The 18248-nt window shown below is 64.8% G+C and carries 16 protein-coding genes; 10 read left to right on the top strand and 6 right to left on the bottom strand.

The window, feature by feature from the left end; genetic code table 11:
* The first annotated feature begins 14 nt into the window (after positions 1–14).
* The 5 genes from parE (at position 15) to N7422_RS25760 (ending at position 6569) form a co-directional block, all read left to right on the top strand.
* On the top strand, positions 15–1919 hold the full coding sequence (parE, locus tag N7422_RS25780) for a DNA topoisomerase IV subunit B (protein ID WP_279809168.1): 1905 nt from the start codon (positions 15–17) through the stop codon (positions 1917–1919).
* Positions 1916–2902, top strand: a complete 987-nt coding sequence (locus tag N7422_RS25775) for an esterase-like activity of phytase family protein (RefSeq protein ID WP_279809167.1) — start codon at positions 1916–1918, stop codon at positions 2900–2902. Before parE ends, N7422_RS25775 begins: the two co-directional genes overlap by 4 nt.
* The gene (locus N7422_RS25770; protein WP_279809166.1) at positions 2899–3417 is read left to right on the top strand and encodes a TIGR02281 family clan AA aspartic protease; all 519 of its coding nucleotides are present in this window, start codon (positions 2899–2901) and stop codon (positions 3415–3417) included. Before N7422_RS25775 ends, N7422_RS25770 begins: the two co-directional genes overlap by 4 nt.
* A 10-nt stretch (positions 3418–3427) precedes the next feature.
* Complete coding sequence (gene parC, locus N7422_RS25765; RefSeq protein ID WP_279809165.1) at positions 3428–5683, top strand: DNA topoisomerase IV subunit A; 2256 nt, start codon at positions 3428–3430, stop codon at positions 5681–5683.
* A gap of 175 nt (positions 5684–5858) precedes the next feature.
* Entirely contained in the window at positions 5859–6569 is a 711-nt protein-coding gene (locus N7422_RS25760; RefSeq protein WP_279809164.1) for an ABC-type transport auxiliary lipoprotein family protein, read from the top strand.
* 157 nt (positions 6570–6726) lie between these two features.
* Here the strand turns inward: N7422_RS25760 and N7422_RS25755 are convergent, their stop codons facing one another.
* The gene (locus tag N7422_RS25755) at positions 6727–8178 is read right to left on the bottom strand and encodes a histidine kinase (RefSeq protein ID WP_279809163.1); all 1452 of its coding nucleotides are present in this window, start codon (positions 8176–8178) and stop codon (positions 6727–6729) included.
* 135 nt (positions 8179–8313) lie between these two features.
* Between N7422_RS25755 and serB the strand changes: the two genes are divergently transcribed.
* A complete protein-coding gene (gene serB / locus N7422_RS25750) occupies positions 8314–9528 on the top strand; it encodes a phosphoserine phosphatase SerB (protein WP_279809162.1) in 1215 nt (404 codons plus the stop codon).
* A 151-nt stretch (positions 9529–9679) separates the two neighbouring features.
* Here the strand turns inward: serB and asd are convergent, their stop codons facing one another.
* The 3 genes from asd to N7422_RS25735 are packed head-to-tail and all read right to left on the bottom strand — an operon-like array spanning position 9680 to position 12942.
* A complete protein-coding gene (gene asd / locus N7422_RS25745; RefSeq protein WP_279809161.1) occupies positions 9680–10543 on the bottom strand; it encodes an archaetidylserine decarboxylase in 864 nt (287 codons plus the stop codon).
* Between the two features lie 9 nt (positions 10544–10552).
* The gene (locus tag N7422_RS25740) at positions 10553–11362 is read right to left on the bottom strand and encodes a rhodanese-like domain-containing protein (RefSeq protein WP_279809160.1); all 810 of its coding nucleotides are present in this window, start codon (positions 11360–11362) and stop codon (positions 10553–10555) included.
* 44 nt (positions 11363–11406) lie between these two features.
* On the bottom strand, positions 11407–12942 hold the full coding sequence (locus N7422_RS25735) for an HDOD domain-containing protein (RefSeq protein ID WP_279809159.1): 1536 nt from the start codon (positions 12940–12942) through the stop codon (positions 11407–11409).
* A gap of 130 nt (positions 12943–13072) precedes the next feature.
* Between N7422_RS25735 and motA the strand changes: the two genes are divergently transcribed.
* Both motA and motB read left to right on the top strand, forming a co-directional pair.
* On the top strand, positions 13073–13924 hold the full coding sequence (gene motA, locus N7422_RS25730) for a flagellar motor stator protein MotA (protein ID WP_279809158.1): 852 nt from the start codon (positions 13073–13075) through the stop codon (positions 13922–13924).
* 3 nt (positions 13925–13927) lie between these two features.
* Positions 13928–14944: a flagellar motor protein MotB gene (motB, locus tag N7422_RS25725; RefSeq protein WP_279809157.1), complete on the top strand. Its 1017-nt coding sequence runs from the start codon at positions 13928–13930 to the stop codon at positions 14942–14944.
* A gap of 136 nt (positions 14945–15080) precedes the next feature.
* Here the strand turns inward: motB and N7422_RS25720 are convergent, their stop codons facing one another.
* Together N7422_RS25720 and rsgA are read right to left on the bottom strand one after the other, a co-directional pair.
* The gene (locus tag N7422_RS25720; RefSeq protein WP_279809156.1) at positions 15081–15560 is read right to left on the bottom strand and encodes a molecular chaperone Tir; all 480 of its coding nucleotides are present in this window, start codon (positions 15558–15560) and stop codon (positions 15081–15083) included.
* 147 nt (positions 15561–15707) lie between these two features.
* Positions 15708–16739, bottom strand: a complete 1032-nt coding sequence (gene rsgA / locus N7422_RS25715; protein WP_279809155.1) for a small ribosomal subunit biogenesis GTPase RsgA — start codon at positions 16737–16739, stop codon at positions 15708–15710.
* Positions 16740–16848: 109 nt separating this feature from the next.
* Between rsgA and orn the strand changes: the two genes are divergently transcribed.
* Positions 16849–17391, top strand: coding sequence for an oligoribonuclease (gene orn / locus N7422_RS25710; RefSeq protein ID WP_279809154.1), 543 nt, complete (start codon positions 16849–16851; stop codon positions 17389–17391).
* Between the two features lie 92 nt (positions 17392–17483).
* Entirely contained in the window at positions 17484–18095 is a 612-nt protein-coding gene (locus N7422_RS25705; RefSeq protein ID WP_011535955.1) for a trimeric intracellular cation channel family protein, read from the top strand.
* Positions 18096–18248 lie beyond the last annotated feature (153 nt).

Here is an 18248-nt window from a genome sequence, read left to right as displayed (position 1 = left end):
GACGACGAGACCCCATGGCCAATCCCAGCGCTAGCGCCTATAACGCAGACGCCATCGAAGTCCTCTCGGGCCTTGACCCGGTCCGCAAGCGGCCGGGCATGTACACCGACACCAGCCGGCCGAACCACTTGGCCCAGGAAGTCATCGACAACAGCGTCGACGAGGCCCTGGCTGGCCACGCCCGTTCGGTGCAGGTCATTCTGCATGCCGACCACTCGCTGGAAGTCAGCGACGATGGCCGTGGCATGCCGGTGGACATCCACCCCGAAGAGGGCGTTTCCGGCGTCGAGCTGATCCTCACCAAGCTGCACGCCGGCGGCAAGTTCTCCAACAAGAACTACCAGTTCTCCGGCGGCTTGCACGGCGTCGGCATCTCGGTGGTCAACGCCCTGTCTTCGCAAGTGCGCGTGCGCGTGAAGCGCGACGGCAACGAGTACCAGATGACCTTCGCCGATGGCTTCAAGGCCAGCGAGCTGGAGGTGGTCGGCACGGTCGGCAAGCGCAACACCGGCACCAGCGTGTATTTCACCCCGGATCCGAAGTACTTCGACTCGCCGAAATTTTCCATCAGCCGCCTCAAGCACGTGCTCAAGGCCAAGGCGGTGCTGTGCCCGGGGCTGTCCATCAGCTTCGAGGACAAGGGCACCGGCGAGAAGGTCGAATGGCATTACGAGGATGGCCTGCGTTCCTACCTGGTGGACTCGGTCAGCGAGTTCCCGCGCCTGCCCGACGAGCCGTTCTGCGGCAGCCTGGCCGGTAACAAGGAGGCCGTGGACTGGGCCTTGCTGTGGTTGCCCGAAGGCGGCGACAGCATCCAGGAAAGCTACGTCAACCTGATCCCCACCGCCCAGGGCGGCACCCACGTCAATGGCCTGCGCCAGGGCCTGCTGGACGCCATGCGCGAGTTCTGCGAGTTCCGCAACCTGTTGCCGCGTGGGGTCAAGCTGGCGCCCGAGGACGTCTGGGAACGCATCAGCTTCGTGCTGTCGATGAAGATGCAGGAGCCGCAGTTCTCCGGCCAGACCAAGGAGCGCCTGTCGTCCCGCGAAGCGGCGGCGTTCGTCTCCGGCGTGGTCAAGGACGCCTTCAGCCTGTGGCTCAATGCCCACCCCGAGCTGGGCATGCAACTGGCGGAACTGGCCATCAGCAACGCCGGTCGCCGCCTGAAGGCGAGCAAGAAGGTCGAGCGCAAGCGCATCACCCAGGGGCCGGCGTTGCCGGGCAAGCTGGCCGACTGCGCCGGGCAGGACCCGATGCGCGCCGAGCTGTTCCTGGTCGAGGGTGATTCCGCCGGTGGTTCGGCCAAGCAGGCGCGGGACAAGGAATTCCAGGCGATCCTGCCGCTGCGCGGCAAGATCCTCAACACCTGGGAGGTCGATGGCGGTGAAGTCCTGGCCAGCCAGGAGGTGCATAACATCGCCGTGGCCATCGGCGTCGACCCGGGCGCTAGCGACCTCTCGCAACTGCGCTACGGCAAGATCTGCATCCTCGCCGACGCCGACTCCGACGGCCTGCACATCGCCACCCTGCTGTGCGCGCTGTTCGTCCAGCATTTCCGACCGCTGGTCGAGGCCGGTCACGTCTACGTGGCCATGCCGCCGCTGTACCGCATCGACCTGGGCAAGGAGATCTACTACGCGCTGGACGAAGCGGAACGCGATGGCATCCTCGACCGTCTGGTCGCCGAGAAGAAGCGCGGCAAGCCACAGGTCACCCGATTCAAGGGCCTGGGCGAGATGAACCCGCCGCAGCTGCGCGAAACCACCATGGATCCGAACACCCGGCGCCTGGTCCAGCTGACCCTGGACGACGTGCAGGGCACCACCGAGATCATGGACATGCTGCTGGCCAAGAAGCGCGCCGGTGATCGCAAGAGCTGGCTGGAGACCAAAGGCAACCTGGCCGAGGTCCTGGTTTGATTCGTCCGTTGCTCATGGCCTGCCTGGCGCTGTTCGCCCTGCAGGCCCGGGCGGGCGACTGGCCCCAGCTCAAGCTCAGCGGCGAGCACATGGTCGAGGGCATGCGCGGTGGCAACCTGTCAGGCCTGGCCTGGTGCCGGGGGGCGTTGTGGGCGGTGTCCGATCGCGATGACGACCGCATCTATCGCCTGGCGCAGCACACGGCGGCCTGGCAGGCCGAGCCCCTGGCCTTCACCCCGCCTGCGCCTCCCGATACCGGCCTGCCCTGGGGGTTGAAGTCGCGCAATTGGGCGGCGTCCTATATCCGCGGCGGTGCCCTGGATTTCGAAGGCATCACCTGTGATCAGGCCGGCAATCTGTTCGTTGTCAGCGAGGCGCACGCCGCTGTGCTGCAATTGCCCGTGGACGGAGAGCCAGGCTGGTTGAAGATTGACCAGGCGATGGTCCGCCAGGCCCGGGCCAGCGGCATGCTGCTGCATTTCAATGCGTTGTTCGAAGGCCTGGCGATCAACCCGGCGGGCGACCGTCTGTGGCTGGCCGCCGAGCGTGAGCGGCGCGGCCTGCTCGCCGTGCAGCGCCAGCAGTCGGTCTGGAATTGTGGCCGCGGCTGCGTGCTGCTCAGCGAAGCCGGCGTCGAGATGCAACCGCCGCAGTTCCCCGAGGCGCGCCCGGTATCCCGTGACTTTGCCGACCTGGCCTGGTTCGAGGGCAAGCTGTTCACTCTCGAGCGCAATGCCTACCGCATCTGCCGCCGCGATGTCGACAGCGGCGCGGTGGAGCGCTGCTGGTCATTCGCCGCCGACGCCTTGGTGGAGTCGCGTCGTTATTCGCAACCCTATGGCCTGGCCGAGGCGCTGGTGATCGATAAAGCCGGAGCCTGGATCGGCGTGGACAACAACGACCGTCCGCGTGTGGATGGCGAGACCCGGCCGATCGTCTGGCGCTTCGACGCGCCGCAAGGCGGCTGGAGCGCCAAGCCATGAGCCAGCCACCGGGCAAGCGCGCGGGCAGGGTACTGATGATCGTCGCCTGGGCGGCGGCGATGTTCCTCGCCACGCGCTTTTTCGGCCAGTGGGAGGCGCGTCAGCAGAATCCCAATACCGTGGTGCACAGCGAGCAGGGCGATGGCTTCATCGAGGTGCGCCTGCTGAGCAACGGCCAGGGGCATTTCGTTGCCGATGGCGCGATCAATGGGCGGGTGGTGCATTTCATGCTCGATACCGGCGCGACCGATGTGGCGATCCCCGAAGCCCTGGCCCGCGACCTTGAGCTGGCCCGCGGCGCCCCGGTGCAGCTGAGCACCGCCAATGGTCGCACCGAAGGCTACCGCACCCGCCTCGACAGCTTGCAACTGGGCGATATCCACCTGCGCGACGTGCGCGCGCTGGTGGTTCCCGGCCTCGATGGCCAGGCCGTGCTGCTGGGCATGAGCGCCCTGAAACAACTTGAATTCACCCAGCGCGGCGGCACCATGCTGCTGCGCCAGAACCTGAAATGACGAGGCTCGCATGAGCGACTTACTGGACAGTCTCGAAGGCGTCGAACGCCGTTCCCTGGCCGACTTCACCGAACAGGCCTACCTCAACTACTCCATGTACGTGATCATGGACCGCGCCCTGCCGCACATTGGCGACGGCCTCAAGCCGGTCCAGCGGCGCATCGTCTATGCCATGAGCGAGCTGGGACTCGACGCCGATTCCAAGCACAAGAAGTCGGCGCGTACCGTCGGCGACGTGCTCGGCAAGTTCCACCCCCACGGCGACTCGGCCTGCTACGAGGCCATGGTGCTGATGGCCCAGCCGTTCAGCTATCGCTACACCCTGGTCGATGGCCAGGGCAACTGGGGTGCGCCGGACGATCCGAAGTCGTTCGCCGCCATGCGTTACACCGAGGCGCGTCTTTCGCGCTATTCCGAAGTGCTGCTCGGCGAACTGGGCCAGGGCACCGTGGACTGGGTGCCGAATTTCGACGGCACGCTGCAGGAGCCGGCGGTACTGCCGGCGCGCCTGCCGAACATCCTGCTCAATGGCACCACCGGCATCGCCGTGGGCATGGCTACCGACGTGCCGCCACACAACCTGCGCGAAGTGGCCAGCGCCTGCGTGCGCCTGCTCGACGAGCCCAAGGCCACCATCGAACAGCTGTGCGAGCACATCCAGGGCCCGGACTACCCGACCGAGGCCGAGATCGTCACGCCGCGCGCCGACATCCTCAAGCTCTACGAGACCGGCAAGGGCTCGATCCGCATGCGTGCGGTGTACCGCGTCGAGGATGGCGACATCATCGTCACCGCGCTGCCGCACCAGGTGTCCGGGGCCAAGGTGCTGGAGCAGATCGCCGCGCAGATGCAGGCCAAGAAGCTGCCGATGGTCGCCGACCTGCGCGACGAGTCGGACCACGAGAACCCGTGCCGCATCGTCATCATCCCGCGCTCGAACCGCGTCGATGCTGGCGAACTGATGCAGCACCTGTTCGCCACTACCGAGCTGGAGAGCACCTACCGGGTCAACGTCAACATCATCGGCCTCGACGGTCGCCCGCAGCTGAAGAACCTGCGTGCGCTGCTGCTGGAGTGGCTCGAGTACCGGATCGGTACCGTTCGTCGCCGCCTGCAGCACCGTCTGGACAAGGTCGAGAAGCGCCTGCACCTGTTGGAAGGCTTGCTCACGGCGTTCCTCAACCTGGATGAAGTCATTCACATCATCCGCACCGAGGAACACCCCAAGCAGGCGCTGATCGCCCGCTTCGACCTGACAGAGATCCAGGCCGACTACATTCTGGAGACTCGCCTGCGTCAGCTGGCGCGCCTGGAAGAGATGAAGATCCGTGGCGAGCAGGACGAGTTGCTCAAAGAACAGAAGCAGCTGCAGGCCCTGCTGGGCAGCGATGCCAAGTTGCGCAAGCTGGTCCGCAGCGAGCTGATCAAGGACGCCGAGACCTACGGCGACGATCGCCGCTCGCCGATCGTCGAGCGTGCCGAGGCCAAGGCCCTGTCGGAAAACGAGCTGATGCCGACCGAGCCGGTGACCGTGGTGCTGTCGGAGAAGGGCTGGGTGCGCTGCGCGAAAGGTCACGATATCGATGCCACGGGGCTGTCGTACAAGGCGGGAGATGGTTTCAAGGCCGCCGCCGCCGGACGCTCCAACCAGTTCGCCGTGCTCATCGATTCCACCGGTCGCAGCTATTCGCTGGCCGCCCACAGCCTGCCGTCGGCCCGTGGCCAGGGCGAGCCGTTGACTGGTCGCCTGACACCCCCGTCAGGCGCCACCTTCGAATGCGTGCTGTTGCCTGAGGACGATGCCCTGTATGTGGTGGCCTCCGACGCCGGCTACGGTTTCGTGGTCAAGGGCGAGGACCTGCAGGCCAAGAACAAGGCCGGCAAAGGCCTGCTCAGCCTGCCCAACGGGGCCAAGGTCATGACTCCGCGCCCGGTGGCCGATCGCGAGCAGGACTGGCTGGCCGCGGTGACTACCGAGGGCCGTCTGTTGGTGTTCAAGGTGGCCGACCTGCCACAGCTGGGCAAGGGCAAGGGCAACAAGATCATCGGCGTGCCGGGTGATCGGGTGGTCAGCCGTGAAGAGTATGTCACCGACCTGGCAGTGATCAGCGAGGGGGCGACCCTTGTATTGCAGGCTGGCAAGCGTACCCTGTCCCTCAAGCCGGATGATCTGGAGCATTACAAGGGTGAGCGAGGTCGCCGTGGTAGCAAATTGCCACGAGGTTTCCAGCGCGTCGATGCGTTGCTGGTGGAGCCTGTCGCCTGAGTGCTCGGGCTGTCTGTCGCGGCGCTTTCGGCGCCGCTTCGGGCGGAAATGCTGGAGTCTGGCGGATTTTTCGCGGATGATATCGCCCTTGCGGCACCGGCGTGGCTGAGTGCCCGGATGAATCTACACGAGTATCACTGCGGTCAGTCTTGTGACGGCCGCCTGGATGGGATGAATGAAATTTCTGCGCCTTCCATTTGCGCTGTTGATGACCGGACTGTTGGGGCTCAGTGGATGCAGTCTGCATCAACCGGTCGCCTTGTATCAGCTCGACAGTGGTGATCCCGGCCAACCTGGCCAGGCTGCGGGCATGGCGGTGGTGCTTGGCCCGGTATCGGTGGCCGACTACCTGCAACGCGAAACCTTCCTGCAACGGCAGGCCGATGGCAGCCTGACCGCGGCGACCGATGGTCGTTGGGCCGGCAGCCTTTCGTCGGATATCGACCAGTTGCTGGTGCGTCAGCTGGCCTGGCGCCTGGACAGCCAACGCGTCGTGCTTGCCCCGGCCAGCGCCGGTTTCACTCCGGACGTGCAGGTGCTGCTGTCGATCACCCGCCTGGACTCGGGCAAGAACCAGCCGGCGATCCTGGATGCGCAATGGCGTGTGCTGGACCGCCGTGGCCAGGTGCGTGACAACCGCATCGTCCACCTTGAGCAGCCCCACGCTGGCAGCGAGTCGGCCCAGGTTCAGGCCCAGGGACAATTGCTGCAGAAGCTGGCCGAGCAACTGAGCAGTGCGGTCAAGCCGCTGGCCAACCAGCCGGCCATTGCCGAAGAGACACCGCGCAAGCCAGCCGCGCCGGTACAGGTGAAGAAAGAGCCGGAGAAACCGAAGATTCCGATGGCTTCGCCGATCCGTACCGACCTGGAAGTGTTCCGGTTCTGATCTGACAGACATGAAAAAGCCCGCAGCGATGCGGGCTTTTTCATGTCTGTCGTAATGGACGCGGGACAGCGGGGGAGCGATAGCGTCGGCGCAAGCAATCTTGCCGTCCCGACGAGCCCTGTCGCGGGGCAAGCCCGCTCCCACGCTCAGCAGTGGATCAGGCGCGGCGCTCGTGCATCCGCGCCAGCTGGCGCTCCAGCATGGACGGATAAGGCTCCATCAAACGCTCCACGCAGCATGCCCCCTCGGGGCTGGCGATCGGTCGGATGCGCGCGCGCTGGCGCACCAGGGCATCGTCGCTGATACGGCGCTCGACCAGCAGCAGGTTGCGGCTGTGCTGCGACAGGGCCAGTGCGTCCTGCGCCTGCTCGGTCATCAGCAGGTCCACCTGGTCCATGCCATGCAGATCGTCGGCCAGCACCAGGCCCAACTGCAGTTGCAGGGTGATGCCGCTGTCGGCCACCTCGATCTGCAGGGCGTGGCCCAGGGCGCGCAGCAGCTCGCCACAGCAGATGGCGTTGGTGAGGTAGTCCTCGCCGCAGTCACGGCTGTGGAACAGCAGCAGGGTGCTGCCGTCGTTCAGCGTATGGACTTCGCCTTCGTACAGCGACGCGGCCTGGTCCAGGCAGTCGCGGTAGCGTTCCAGCAGCTCGGTCAGACGGCTGCGTGGCAGGCGGCGCAGCTGCTCCTGGGAACCCAGCTGCACAGCCAGCACTGCGCTGCTCTGCGGCTCGTCGGATTCGACGGCGACCGGTTTGACCGGTGCGCTCTCCTCATCCATCAGGCCGGCGAAGGCTTCATCGTCTTCGTCATGCTCCTGTACCTGCGCCGCCACTTTCGGGCGAGCGGCAGCCTTGGGGGCGGGCATGTCGTCGAAATCGTCTTCCTCGTCTTCTTCCTCCGGCTCCGGCGGTGGCGGCGGGGCGAGGCGAGCGTGCAGCTGACGAGCCAGGTCGCCGATCTCGTCCTGACGGTCGATGGCCGGGGTGTACGGGTGCGGGTCGCGCAGCCATACGCGCAGTTGCAGCAGAGGCGTGGAGATGAACCGGCCGAGGCGCAGGCTGAGGGTCAGGGCCAGGGCCAGCAGGATCGCGGCGAGGATGCCCATGCTCTGCAGGCTGATCAGCATCGGCTGCTGGAACTGGCTCATGTCCAGGCTGATGCGCAGTTGGCCGGCGGTCACGTCCTGGAAGGTGATCTTGGTCTGGTAGACGCCTTCGGCTTCGCCCAGCAGGCTATTGCGCGGGCGCTGGCCGGCTTCGGCGAGGATGCGGTTGTCCACGCTGTAGATGGCCGCATGGGCCACCAGCGGGTTCTTCACCAGGTTGCCCAGCAGCACATTGAGGCTGAGGATGTCGTTGGACACCAGCAGCTCCGTCGCAGACGTGGCGGTCTGCGTGGTCAGGCTCTGGCCAACGGCATCGGCCTGCTCGTGCATGGCCTGCTTGAACTGCAGACCCATCACGCAGGCATAGATCACCAGGGCCAGGGCCACCAGGAAGATGTTATGGCTGGCGATGCGCAGGGCCAGTGGAATTCGGCGCTGGCTCAGGGCTCGGTAGATCATCAGGAAGAAGTTGTCGGGTTTTACGGGCGTGGGCCGGTTCACAGAGCGCGGCTCTTTATGGCGAGAAAGTTGCTGCGCAGTATAGCGATCCGTGTTTTGTCGGCAAAGTATCGTTGGCGCCCGATGGTCATGGAAAATCGGTAGAATGCGCATTTTTCATCGAGTTGGAGCCCGGTCTTGCGCGAAATCGTCCTGATCAACATCACTGGTGAAGACCGTCCAGGTCTCACCGCGGCCATCACCGGCGTCCTGCTCCAGGGCGGTGTGAACATTCTCGACATCGGTCTGGCCGTGATGCACGGCACGTTGTCGTTCGGTATCCTGGTCGACATTCCCGACAATGAAGTGGCCACCGCGCTGCTGCAAAGCGTGCAATCCAAGGCCCACGAGCTGAACCTGCAGGCGCGCTACACACCGGTTTCCGAGGCCGACTATCAGCACTGGGCCGACAGCCAGGGCGAGGCCCGGCACATCGTCACCCTGCTCAGCCGCAAGATCACGCCTCAGCAGCTGCAGCAGGTCAGCGCGATCATCAGCCAGCACGGCCTGACCATCGAGCGCATCGAACGGCTGTCCGCCCGCGTGGTGTTGGATGCTCCCCAGGAGAAAGGCAAGGCGGCCCTGGAGATCTCCGTGCGCGGCGAGCCGAGCGACGGCCAAGCCCTGCGCGCGGCCTTCTTCGCGCTGTCCGAAGCGTTGAGCATCGACATCGCCTTCCAGAAGGACGACCTGTTCCGTCGCAACCGCCGCCTGGCGGTGTTCGACATGGATTCCACACTGATCGAGGCCGAGGTGATCGACGAGTTGGCCAAGGCTGCTGGCGTCGGTGAGCAGGTGGCGGCGATCACCGAGCGCGCCATGCGCGGCGAACTGGACTTCCGCGCCAGCTTCAAGGAGCGCATGGCGCTGCTCAAGGGGCTGGATGTGGGCGTGCTCGACGAGATCGGCGCCTCGCTGCGGTTGACCGAGGGCGCCGAGCATCTGTTCGCCGAGCTCAAGCGCCTGGGCTACAAGACTGCGATCCTCTCGGGCGGTTTCAGCTACTTTGCCAAGCAGGTGCAGGCGCGCCTGGGCATCGACTACGTATTCGCCAATGAACTGGAGGTGGTCGACGGCAAGGTGACCGGCGTGGCCGTCGAACCGATCGTCGATGCCCAGCGCAAGGCCGAACTATTGCAGAAATTGGCCAGCGAAGAAGGCCTGCAGCTCGAGCAGACCATAGCCGTCGGCGATGGCGCCAACGACCTGCCGATGCTATCCCTGGCCGGCCTGGGCGTGGCCTTCCGTGCCAAGCCGCTGGTGCGCCAGTCGGCCAAGCAAGCGATCTCGACCTTGGGCCTGGACGGCGTGCTGTACCTGCTCGGCGTGCGCGATCGCGAAGCGCGCGGTTGATCTTGAGTCCGGGGGTTCCTACAGAAGATCGCATCCCCCTGTAGGAGCGGCCTTGCGTCGCGAAAGGAGGGCGAAGCCCTCCCAGCAATCCCAAGGCAAAAAAAGGCCCTGCATGACATGAATCATGCAGGGCCTTTTAGTTATCGGATGCTCAGGCCTGGCTCGGCTGCGCCAGCAGCTCACCCATCCGTACCGCAGAGCCTGCGCCCAGGCTCTCGGCCCACTTCACCTGCTCCGGTCCGAACAGCACGATGGCGGTGGAACCCAGCTTGAAGCGCCCCAATTCGGCACCTTTCTCCAGGTGGATCGGCGCCCGGCTGGCTTCGTCGTAGCGGAAGGTCTTCAGCTCACGCTTCGGCGGCGTGACCAGGCCGGCCCAGACCGTCTCGATCGAGGCGACGATCATCGCACCGACCAGCACCACGGCCATCGGCCCACGCTCGGTGTCGAACAGGCACACCACGCGCTCGTTGCGGGCGAACAGCTCAGGCACGTTTTCCGCGGTGGTCTGGTTGACCGAGAACAGCCGGCCCGGTACGTAGACCATCTCGCGCAGGGTGCCTGCCAGCGGCATGTGCACACGGTGGTAGTCCTTGGGCGACAGGTAGATGGTGGCGAACTCGCCGCACATGAACGGCGCGGCCAGCGCCGGGTCGCCGCCCAGCAGCTCCAGGGCACTGTAGCTGTGGCCCTTGGCCTGGAAGATGCGGCCGTGCTCGATCGGGCCGAGCTGGCTGACCGCGCCGTCGGCCGGGCAGAGGACCGCGCCGGGGGTTTCGTCCAGCGGGCGGGCGCCAGGCTTGAGGGCGCGGGTGAAGAAGGCGTTGAAGTGTTCGTAGGCGGTGAGGTCTTCGACCAGCGCTTCGGACATGTTCACCTGGTAGCGCTTGGCGAACCAGGCGGTGAAGGCGTTCTTGAACCAGCGTGCGCGGCACTCGGCGACGCAGCCGGCCAGCCGCGACAGCAGGTGGTGCGGCAGCAGGTACTGGCTGATGATGAACAGACGGGATTTCATGCAGGTTCCTTAGACTTCTACAGGCGTGTCCGGGTGGTTGCCCCATTCGCTCCACGAGCCGGCGTAGGCCTTGACGCGTGGATAGCCAAGGGACTTGGCCACCAGGTAGGTGAATCCGGAGCGGCGGTGGGTCTGGCAGTGGGTGATCACTTCCTTGTCCGGAGTGATGCCCCGTTCCTTCAGGGTTTTGGCAATGTCCTTGCGGATGCGCAGGTGATCGTTGAGATCCATGCCCTCGGTCCACTCGAGGTTGATCGCGCCGGGAATGTGCCCGCCCTTGGCGGCCAGTACCTTCTCGCCGCTGAATTCCTGTGGGCCACGGGCATCCCAGATGACCAGGTCATCGGCGCCCAGGCGACTTTGCAGGTATTCACGGGTGGCGGTCGGTTCGCCGTGCAATTGCAGGCGCACAGATGTACCGGCCGCTGCCGGCACCTCGGTGGTGAGCTTGTCGGCGGGCCAGGCCTGAATGCCACCGTTGAGATAGTGGTAGTGCTCATGGCCGATCACGTCGAGCAGCCAGATGAAGCGGCCGGCCCAGCCGCCACCTTCATCGTCGTAGACCACATAGACGGCGTCGTCGCGATGACCGAGCTCGCTGAACAGCCTTTCCAGGTCCGCCAGTGCCGGCACCAGCCCGGGGGCTGGGGGTTGGCCGAGCTGGGTGCGCTTGCCCTCGACGAAGCGGGCGCCGGGGATATGGCCGCTGACATAGCGGTTGGCGCTGCTCAGGTCGATCAGGATCAGCTCGGGCGAATCCAGGCGCGGCAGCAGATCCTCGGCTTCGATCACCAGGGGCAGGCCGGAAAAGTCAGTCATCCACGTTCTCCAGAGTGGAAAGAGGGGCGATTGTAGCGCAAGGGTCAGGCATTGCGGACGGCAAACACGGCCAGTGCGCGTTCGATGCATTGCGCGGTCTTTCCGAACGCCTGCACGCTGACGTCGGCCAGCGGCTTGCCGCCCTGGTCCGCCACCGCCAGCATCAGTACCTGGTCGCTGACCGCCAGTGAGCGCAACAGCAGGTGTTCGCCGCGGAAGAACGCGCGCAGCGGCGCCGGCAGCAGCGCCGAAAACTGGGCATGGTTCTCCGGTGTCAGGCGCAATTGCCCGGCCTTGCTCAGCAGTTTCTGCAGTAGCTTGTTCTGGCTGATCGGCAGTGCGATGGCCGCGGCTTCGGAGGGCAGGCCGGCGGTCTGCTGCACGCGCAGGTAGTCACTGGCCTTGTCCAGGCTCAGCAGCATGATGCGCTGCATGCCGCATGCCTGCAGCGCGTCGCGGGCCTGGGTGGCCAGGTGCACGGCATTGGTGAACGGACTGGGTTGGGCCAGCAGCTCCTGGCACAGCTTGCGCCAGCGCCCGAGGTCTTCGCTGTCGGGCGGCGGCGGTGTGAGCATGTCCGGGTGTGGGCGGCGCTGGTGCCAGGGCCAGATCAGCGCCTCGGCCGGGTGGAACAGGGCATGCCGGGCGTGATGGCGGGCGCTGGTGGCGGCCTGTTGATGGACCTGTTGCTGGACATCGTCCAGCGAGGTCTGCAGATAGAGCGCGGTCAGCAACTGCCAGCGCAGCAAGTGCGGGTTGTCCCAGCCCACCTGGGCGGCCAGGGCAAGGCCGTTGGCCAGCAGCACCGTGTTGGGGGGCTGGTTGAACCAGCGGCGCAAGTTCGGTGCTTCGTCCAGGCGTTGCTGCTGGACCAGCGGGTCCGGTTCGCGGGCGATGGCCAGTACCTGCGCCAGTTGCTCGCGTTCGTCCAGCAGCAGGCGATAGCCCTGCGTCACCCATTCGGGCAGGCGCCAGTGCTGGGCCATGGCCTGGCACAGCTGCATGATGCGTACGCCGAACAGCTCGTGTTCGACTTCGCAGGCTTGCTCGCCTTTGTGGATGACCCGCAGCTCCCAGGTGTCGAGCAGCCGGGGGTAGGCCAGGGCCAACGGCCAGAGCGGTGCAAGGAACAACAGGCTGCCCCAGTGGATCTCCTGCCACAGCCGCGCGAGACGGCTGGCGAACAGGCCGTTGGCCTGCTGGGTGGCGTGCTGGCTGATCAGCAGGAACTGGCGCAGTACGGGTGGGATGTCGTCGGTCGGCAGCGCGGGCAGGCGCGCCAGCAGTTGGCTGGTGCGGGCCAGGCCCAGGCGGTTGAGGGCGATCTCCAGGCTCTGCGCAGGTTCGGCCTGGCTGGCATTGGCCGAATGGTTGGCCTCGCGCATCACGCACAGCACCAGCGCGGGGCTGTCCTGCATCAGCTCGGCGATGTCGCGCAGTGAGCGGTGGCTGTCGTTGATAGCCTGCAGCACACGGTCGTGGCTTTCCTTCGGGACTGGAACGCGAACCCCGTCGAGCAGCTTTATCCAGGCCTCTAGACTCGACGGGACCTGGCTGGGCACCTTGCTTTCAATTGGCATATTGACATCAGTCCGAACTGGCTTTTCGCAATGAGTGGCTATAGTCTGGCGCAGTTCTGCCGATAAGTAGAAGAAGAGTTTAAAGGCTCCCGTCCCTTACCCTGACCACGACAGCAAGTGCTTCCAACTTATGGCTAAAATTATCGGCATCATCGTCGTATTCGCGAGCGTGCTCGGCGGCTACGTGCTCTCCCACGGCAAGATCGCGGCACTGATCCAGCCGTTCGAAGTGCTGATCATCGGTGGTGCGGCCTTCGGTGCGTTCCTTCAGGCCAACCCTGGTTACATGACCATGCATGTGATCAAGAAGTCGCTGAAGATGTTCGGCACCCGTTTCACTCACACCTTCTACCTGGAAGTGCTGGGCCTGGTCTACGAGATCCTCAACAAGAGCCGCCGCGAAGGCATGATGGCCATCGAGGGCGATATCGAGGACGCCGCGGCCAGCCCGATCTTCGCCAAGTACCCTGCCGTGCTGAACGACGAGCGCATGACCGCGTTCATCTGCGACTACCTGCGCATCATGTCCACCGGCAACATGGCGCCGCATGAGCTCGAAGGCCTGTTCGACATGGAGCTGCTGAGCCTGAAGGAAGAGCTCGAGCACCCGTCCCATGCGGTGAACGGTATCGCCGACGGCATGCCCGGTTTCGGTATCGTCGCCGCGGTATTGGGTATCGTGGTGACCATGGCCTCGCTGGGCGATGGCGATCAGAAATCCATCGGCCTGCACGTCGGCGCGGCGCTGGTCGGTACCTTCTTCGGTATTCTTGCCGCCTATGGCTTCTTCGGCCCGCTGGCCAACGCCCTGCGCCACGACGCGAAGGAAGAGCTGAACGTCTACGAGGCGATCAAGGCATCGCTGGTGGCCTCGGCTTCGGGCATGCCGCCGTCGCTGGCGGTCGAGTTCGGTCGCAAGGTGCTCTACCCGGCGCACCGCCCGAGCTTCGCCGAGCTGGAACAAGCAGTACGCGGTCGCTAAGCCATGGAGAACAATCAGCCCATCATCGTCAAGCGCGTCAAGCGTTTTGGCGACGGCCACCACGGCGGGGCCTGGAAGATCGCCTTCGCCGACTTCGCCACGGCGATGATGGCGTTCTTCCTCGTGCTGTGGTTGCTCTCCACCGCCACGCCCGAGCAGAAGATCGCCATTGCCGGCTACTTCAAGGACCCGATCGGTTTCTCCGAGAGCGGCACTCCCTACATCATCGACCTGGGTGGCTCGCCGCAGCTGGCGCCGGAGAAGACCATCAACCCGGAAGAGAAGTCCGAGCCGACGCCCGACACCAGCATTCAGCTGGACAAGGACAAGGTCGAGACCATGGCCGAGCAGGTCGAGCGCGAGCGCCTGGAGCTGCTGTTGCAGGAGCTGCAGAACAAGGTCGAGGAAAACCCGCAACTGCAGAAGTTCAAGGACCAGATCCTGTTCGAGATCACCCAGGACGGCCTGCGCATCCAGATCATGGATGCCGAGAACCGGCCGATGTTCGACCTGGGCAGCGCCCGCCTGCAGCCGTACTTCGAGGACATCCTGCTGGCCATGGCCGATACCATCAAGGCGGTGCCGAACAAGATCAGCATCAGCGGCCACACCGATGCCAAGCCGTATTCCGGCACCGGTGACTTCGGCAACTGGGAGCTGTCGGCCAACCGGGCCAACGCCGCGCGCAGAGCGCTGGTCGCCGGTGGCTATCCGGACGAGCAGGTGGCGCGTGTGGTTGGCTATGCGTCGTCGTCGTTGTTCGATCGGGCGAACCCGTTCAATCCGGTCAACCGCCGCATCGACATCATCGTCCTGACCAAGAAGGCTCAGCGCACCATCGAGGGTGAGCAGGGCGCGCCGGAGCAGGCGCCGCCGACCGAGACCGCGCCGCCTGCGGGCGCCGCGCCGGGGGCCGGCGCGGCACCGGCCGATACGCCGATGCAGCCGCGTGAGCTGCGCCAGAAGCTGAATATCTTCGAGGATGGCGTACTGAAGATGGACGAGGCCAAGGACCAGTAAGTGCCAGGGGCCGCCTTGCGGCCCTTTCATCGGCGAGCCCCGTAGGAGATTGCCCAGGCCTGCGCCTTCAAGCATTGCCTGCGTGGGCGCGGGCTCGTCGGAACGCCGCATCACCCGGATCATCGGCGAAAGGTATTCAGAAGCCCCGCCGGATCTTGGCCTTGAGGTCGGCGTGGAAGAAGTCCGCGTTGTCCCTGTCCGACAGCGTCCCGCGGCGGGCCATCGAGGCCATGGCGCGGCCAAAGGTCTGCTCGTCATGATAGGCCCGCACGAACAGATCAATATGCTCCCGCTTTCTCATGGTCGGCCACTTGCCCAGGTATCCCGGCGATTCGCTGGCGCCTGCGTGATAGAAACTCACCCGTCGATTGGTCATGGCCGCGGCCCCCAGCAGCCAGGCTGTCCACCAGTCGTCGCGATTGTTCGGTGGCAGTATCCCGACCCAGTGGGTGGCGTCGGTCATCTGCTGGCAGAAGCTGCCGTGCAGGTCGTCGAAGGTCTGTCCTTCGTCGTCGAAACGCACCAGTTGCGTGGGGATGCCTTCGAGCAGCAGGCGCTCGTTGAGGATGAAGGCATCGAGTCGCTCGTCGTGACGGTAGCTGATGAAAACCGGCATTTTGCATTGTCCTCCCTGATCCTCGCCGGCAGGACCTGCCAGGCTGAGGCATGACCTTCGGGGAAAGCCGGACTCGGGACAATGGGTGACCAAAAAACCAGAGAGCTCCTACCTATATCGGTTAAATATTCCTACAGTTCGGTCGGCTCAGTAGGTGTCTTCCGGCAGACTGGCGATGATCGAGCGATAGCTGTTCATCCGCTGTTGCGTGACGCTGCCATCCTCCAGTGCCTTGAGCAGCGCGCAGCCAGGCTCGCGGTCATGTTTGCAGTCGCGGAAGCGGCAGTTGCCGATCAGGTCGCGAAACTCGATGAAGCCGTCTTCCACGTCGTCGCGACTGACATGCATCAGGCCGAATTCGCGAATGCCCGGCGAGTCGATCAGGTCGCCGCCATTGGGGAAGTGGTAGAGGCGCGCGGTGGTGGTGGTGTGCGTACCCTGGCCGGACCACTCCGACAGGTCGCCGACGCGGCTGTCGGCCTTGGGCAGCAGGCTGTTGACCAGCGAGGACTTGCCCACGCCCGACTGGCCGACGAACACGCTGATGTGGCCATCGAGCGTCTGTTGCAGGCGTTGCATACCGTCGCCGTGGTGAGCCGACACCTCCAGCAGCGGATAGCCCAGCCCGCGGTACACCTCCAGCATCGCGTTGAGGCCGGGACCATTCTCGTCATCGATCAGGTCGGCCTTGTTCAGCAGCAGCAGCGGGCGGATGCCGGCGTGCTCGGCGGCCACTAGGTAGCGGTCGATCAGGTTGGGGTGGGGTTCCGGGGCCGGGGCGAAGACGATGACGATGAGGTCGACGTTGGCCGCCACAGGCTTGAGCTGACCGTGGTTGTTTGGCCGGCACAGTTCGGTGCTGCGCGGCATCTGCGCGACGATCACGCCGATGCCTTGGTTGCCGGCGCGCCAGACCACGCGGTCGCCGGTCACCAGCGCCGGCAGGTTGGCCCGCAGGTAGCAGCGGAACACCTGGCCGGCGGCCTCGCCGTCCTGGGCTTCCACCTCGACCTGCACGCCGAAGTGGGCGATCACCAGGCCCAGTTGCTCTGGCCCCAGGTCGCCGCCTTCCAGCTCTTGCAAGACATGCTGCTCGCGTTTGGCGGCGCGGGCGGCGCGTTCGCCCTGGATCTTTTCGATGCGCCAGTTCTGGCGGCGGTTGAGCTGGCGTTTGGCCATGGAGGTTCCGTGTCGGCGGGGCAGAAAGAAAACGGCAGGCAGTTTAGCACGGCCCGCCCAAGACCCGCCTCGCTAGGCTAATATGACGGCCTATTCGAGGAGCCCTTTCATGCAGAACCCACAGAACCTGATCTGGATCGATCTGGAAATGACCGGCCTGGATCCGGACGCAGACGTCATCATCGAGATGGCCACCATCGTCACCGACAGCGAGCTGAACACCCTGGCCGAAGGCCCGGTGATCGCCATCCACCACAACGACGAGGTGCTGGCGCGCATGGACGAGTGGAACACTCGCACCCACGGCGCCTCGGGCCTGACCCAGCGCGTGCGGGAAAGCAAGGTGAGCATGGCCGAGGCCGAGGCGCAGACGATCGCCTTCCTCGAGCAGTGGGTGCCGAAAGGCAAGTCGCCGATCTGTGGCAACAGCATCTGCCAGGACCGCCGTTTCCTGTATCGCCACATGCGCAGTCTGGAGGGCTACTTCCACTATCGCAACCTTGATGTATCCACGCTCAAGGAGCTGGCCGCGCGCTGGGCTCCGGATGTGCGAGACAGCTTCAAGAAGGGCAATACCCACCTGGCGCTGGACGACATTCGTGAGTCGATTGCCGAACTGCGTCACTACCGCGAGCATTTCATCAAGGTCTGACCTTGTCATGCGCCGACGATCCTTGGCGCGCCCCCTTTTGGCGCCCCGCGCGACTGGGTAGACTGCGCGCCTTTCCCGCACGGACCTGCGCCATGTTGTTGATGCTCTATCTCATCGCCATTACCGCCGAGGCCATGACCGGTGCTCTGTCAGCCGGTCGCCGCGGCATGGACTGGTTCGGCGTGGTGCTGATCGCCTGCGTCACCGCGCTTGGTGGCGGCTCGGTGCGCGACGTGCTGCTCGGGCACTATCCGCTGACCTGGGTGAAGCATCCGGAGTACCTGGTGCTCACCAGTTTCGCGGCGCTGCTGACCATTTTCATCGCACCCCTGATGCGCCACTTGCGTTCGTTGTTCCTGGTGCTCGATGCGCTGGGGCTGGTGGCGTTCACGCTGATTGGCTGCATGACTGCGCTGGAGATGGGGCAGGGGTTCCTGGTCGCTTCGATCAGTGGTGTGATCACCGGGGTGTTTGGCGGCATCCTGCGGGATATCTTCTGCAACGACATTCCACTGGTGTTTCGTCGTGAGTTGTACGCCAGTGTGTCGTTTGCGGCGGCATGGTTTTACCTGGGCTGCGTGTATTTCAAGGTGCCGGCCGAGCAGGCGATGTTGTTGACCTTGTTCGGTGGTTTTCTGGTGCGGTTGTTGGCGATTCGGTTTCATTGGGAAATGCCGAAGTTTCATTACAACGATCAACACTGAATCTGTCGCGCTGCTCTGAAATGTTCAGTCATCCCTGTGGGAGCCGGCTTGCCGGCGAGAGGATGTAACTGCAAGCACGCTGTCGGTGCTCCGATAATTATTGAAAGTCTGTTGATCTTGATCTTGACTCTAAGCGCGCGATAGTTCGGGCAA

This window comes from Pseudomonas sp. GD04091, assembly GCF_029836165.1.
Taxonomy (GTDB): Bacteria; Pseudomonadota; Gammaproteobacteria; order Pseudomonadales; family Pseudomonadaceae; genus Aquipseudomonas.
This window is presented reverse-complemented; position numbering and strand designations above follow the sequence as displayed.